Source organism: Variovorax sp. 10N432 (genome assembly GCF_056394465.1).
The window spans coordinates 1-3,692 of record NZ_JBFTHX010000095.1; the positions used below are offsets into that span (position 1 = coordinate 1).

Below are 3,692 nucleotides of genomic sequence, written 5' to 3' on the forward strand. Positions count from 1 at the left end.
CCGCGCCCTCAAAGACCGAACATCAAGCAAAGCAAGAAAGGAGGAAACAGCTACAGTTATCCACAGTCGGCAACCACGATGCCGGCTCCCATCCCCGGGTCAAAGTTCAACCGGCAGGGTGGGTCAAAGTTCAACCGGCGCCGACATGCCGATGCGCGAAATCGTGCCGTCGACCCATCCCCCTTGTTCAATAGACTTGCTCCACGCATCGCAGACGGAGCTGGTGAAAGGGTCGTGTCTTTGGGTGCTCCAAAACGAGTTCTTCTCGCTTCCGATGACTCTGAGCACCACGAGCGATACCGGCTTGCCCGCAAGGGACTTCTCGACCGCCGCGGCCGACTTCGACTTGGCGATGATGTCTTCCACTTCTGTACGGTTGAGCGGTTCCTGCTTGGGAGGCGCCTGCGCCACTTGGGCCGTGCTGGGGGCGTTCGAGCTTTGCGTTGAGTTGCTCGGAGGCAGTGCGCAGGCACCGAGCGCCAGAGCGAAACCTGCGATAAACATGCGAGTCGAAATCTTCATATGTTCCTCAAGAAAGATTGATTGGCCTAGGTGGACCACGCGCGCGAATCGCGAGCGACGGTTCATGTCTAATTGCCGGCGGAGCGCCACCGCCCCCCGCGGCAAAACTAGTGAACGGAGATGAAACAGCCACAGCGTGAGGTGTGGCTTGAACGAGGACGACTGTGGGGGCCGCTTAGGCGCCGCAGTCTTTCAGGTAGATGACGTTCGAATCGGGGCCAAAAGCAGTCAGTCGCCAAGGGCAGCTCTCGGGTAGGCTGTCTCCTCGGCAAAGTCATCCGTTGAAAGAGGACCGAAGGCATGACAGTCAAGCGAATGGACAACGTCCTGATAGTTGTCGACGATATCGAGGCGGTGAAGGCGTTCTTTATCGAGCTGGGTCTGCAGCTTGAGGGCCAAACCACGGTTGAAGGGCCTTCAGTCGGAAGCCTCATAGGACTTGGCGACGTCCGAGCCACCCTCGCGATGCTACGGACTCCCGATGGTCAGGGAATTGAACTCGACAAGTTCCACACCCCAGATGCAGTCAGGTTTGGACCCGTTGACGCCCCGGTGAACGCCTTGGGTCTTCGTCGCATCATGTTTGCAGTCGATGGTATTGATGCTGTCGTTGCGAGGATGCAGGCCCGTGGCGCAGAACTTATTGGCCAGATGCAGTATGAGAAAGCGTACCGGCTCGCCTATATTCGTGGGCCTGAGGGCATCATCGTCGGGCTTGCCGAGCAGCTCGGCTAGTGGTGGGGGTTCGCGCGTGTATACCGGCTTTCCGTCCGTCTGGCGCGCCGCAACGAAGTCTGCCTTTGGACCCGCGGAAGCCGATGCCCGTGCCGCAGAATGCGGTCAGAACCAGTCATTCACCGCCCACGCTCATGTCGCCCGATAGCCGACCTTTACCCGCCACCTCTGCAGTTTCGATGTTTTCATCGGCGCTCGAGCGCCGGTCCGCCTCACCCACGAGGCTGGGGCCGTTGCTGAGGCAGGATGCAGCCACGAGCAGAACTTCCCGAACGGCCCACCAATGCGAGTTCTCCGAACGGAACGACATGTTCTTCGACCCTACGAGCCGGCCTTGCGCCGCGAATTTCTCGCGTGGATGGGGGATGACTTCATCGAGACCTTCTTGAGCCGGTCGTTCCCTGATATGCCGAGAGGCCAGCGTCTTTTTCATGCCTTGGTTCGACGCTCTTCCGAAGTCCTCTCATTGGCGCACGTATGGGCTGTGACGGGGGTACCGGACGACGACTTGGTAGCGCACATCGAGTGCAAGGCGACGGCTAAGACCTCTGGCGATGAGCTCGAGCTTATCTATGCCGTTCGCGGAGGACGCGAAGGAAGAGGCGTCGCCACGGAGGCGGTCAAGGCGGTTGCATCTGCGCTCGCCGCGACCGGCGTGGACGTCGTGGCCTATATCAATCCTGCCAACGGCGGCTCCCGACGCGTCCTCCAGAAGGCCGGTTTCACCCAGCAAGAGCACACTGTGACGGGCCAAGGCGAACGATGGGTCTTTGCTGGACAGCGAGCGTTGCCCTCCAACGCGAGAGCACCCGGCCGCACGGGGGAAGGCAGAATGCGACCATCAACGGACGTAGGAGACCCGGTGCCAGTACCGGAAGAGCGAGTTGAATACTTCAAGGACGGTACGGTCCGCGCTCGTGGTCCGATGCTCGACGGCTTGTTAAACGGCTACTGGGAATGGTTCCGCAAGGATGGCGTTCGAATGCGCTCGGGCTACTTCGAACTTGGGGTGCAAGTCGGTACGTGGACGACCTACGACAAGCACGGGGCGGTGTACAAGGTCACCACGATGAAGCCAAAGGGCAAGGGCAAGTGACGGCCAGCACCCGCCATTCCGGCGGGTGGCAGAATTCCGGCTGAAGCCGTCGTTGTCCACATCGGCCAAACGGAGCACACCATGCAGATATCTGCCACTGTCAGGAACTCCTTGACTCAGCACGAAGTCTCCGTGCGCACGGGTGGAAGCACGCAGGTTCTTGTCGTGCCCTCTAAGCCCTCTGGCAAAGGCTCGGCGGTCAATGGCGGTGAGTTCCTCATGCTCGCGCTCGCAACCTGCTACTGCAATGACCTTTACCGCGAGGCTGAACGCCTGAGTATCCCGGTCGAAGGAGTCGTGGTCGAGGCGACAGCAGATTTTCCGGGCGTCGGTCTGGTGGCTACCAACATTCAATACGCAGTCAAGGTGTCGTCACCAGCGACGCCCGAGGACATCACGGACTTGGTACGCCAAACAGATTCGGTCGCAGAAGTACATAACACCATTCGTGCCGGCGCTCCAGTCGCCCTTTCAAGAGAGCCCTGAACAGTGAGCTGCCCTCGTATCCAGGAACGGGGGCAGGATGCGGCCAGGACCGGTCCCTTGGACGCCAAGTAAGGAATGAAAATCAACTACACAGTGACTGACGGTGGGCGCACTGCTGCTGGTTTTGCAGAGCGGTCCGACTGCGCAGTCCGTTCGCTCGCGTTGAGCACTGGTATGCCGTACGCTCGCGCTCACAAGATTTGTGCGGACGCTGGTCGGCGTCCTCGTGGCGTCATGCGCCCCAAGGCCGTGAGCGCCGTGTTCGCCAACCATGAGGTGGCCCCCTGGGTCTCTTTCCTCGACCGGCCCGCGATTCATCGACCCACGGTAGCCCAACTGGCCAGCAGGCTGCCTGCTGGCAGCTACATATTCAAGCTGCGAGGCCATGTATTTGCCGTCGTCGATAAGGTCTGCATGGACTGCTTTCCGAAGCCTGCACCACGCCGACGAGTCGAAGGGTGCTGGACCATGATGCACGCATCAGCCCGCGTGGATTGCGCGACAACCCCCCAACTGCCGCTCTTCGCAGACCAAAGCGAGAAGCCGGCTCTCGTGCACGAACTCTCAGTCTAGGACAGCATCCGCCGACAGGGGACGTTCGTTGTCGGCTCGCAACTAAGCGGACATCGGTGCGTGCGCGCTAACAGTTGCGGGCACCAGAATTGGGCAGCAGCGGTCTACTCAGCATGCCAAGTCGAAGCAATAGAGCCGGCTCCGGTCGTCTGAACACGCATCGACCTGAGTTAAGTGGATTGGCTGCGGTTTGATTCTTTCAATCTTCAGGCCCCTGCCAGGCCTCCGGAGGCGCCCCGGTTGAGCCATGTACTCATGGTTCAACCCATCAGGCAGCCTC

At 60.3% G+C, this 3,692-nt stretch carries 5 protein-coding genes; 3 read left to right on the top strand and 2 right to left on the bottom strand.

Features of this window, described 5'->3' with window-relative positions; translation table 11 throughout:
• Window positions 1-123: 123 nt before the first annotated feature.
• Entirely contained in the window at window positions 124-588 is a 465-nt protein-coding gene (locus AC1DF3_RS36605; protein ID WP_478142755.1) for a hypothetical protein, read from the bottom strand.
• A gap of 234 nt (window positions 589-822) precedes the next feature.
• Here AC1DF3_RS36605 and AC1DF3_RS36610 point away from each other — a divergent pair, with 234 nt between their 5' ends.
• Window positions 823-1,257 (top strand): VOC family protein, encoded by a 435-nt coding sequence (locus tag AC1DF3_RS36610; protein ID WP_286537714.1) that lies wholly within the window; start codon window positions 823-825, stop codon window positions 1,255-1,257.
• 115 nt (window positions 1,258-1,372) lie between these two features.
• On the opposite strand, the gene AC1DF3_RS36615 is transcribed toward AC1DF3_RS36610, so the two are convergent.
• A complete protein-coding gene (locus AC1DF3_RS36615; protein WP_478142758.1) occupies window positions 1,373-1,690 on the bottom strand; it encodes a hypothetical protein in 318 nt (105 codons plus the stop codon).
• Between AC1DF3_RS36615 and AC1DF3_RS36620 the strand changes: the two genes are divergently transcribed.
• Window positions 1,616-2,353 carry a GNAT family N-acetyltransferase gene (locus AC1DF3_RS36620; protein ID WP_478142757.1) on the top strand — a complete coding sequence of 246 codons (738 nt, stop codon included), beginning with the start codon at window positions 1,616-1,618 and terminating at the stop codon, window positions 2,351-2,353. The two genes, AC1DF3_RS36615 and AC1DF3_RS36620, sit on opposite strands and share 75 nt — an antisense overlap.
• An 81-nt stretch (window positions 2,354-2,434) precedes the next feature.
• Window positions 2,435-2,839, top strand: coding sequence for an OsmC family protein (locus tag AC1DF3_RS36625; RefSeq protein ID WP_478142756.1), 405 nt, complete (start codon window positions 2,435-2,437; stop codon window positions 2,837-2,839).
• Window positions 2,840-3,692 lie beyond the last annotated feature (853 nt).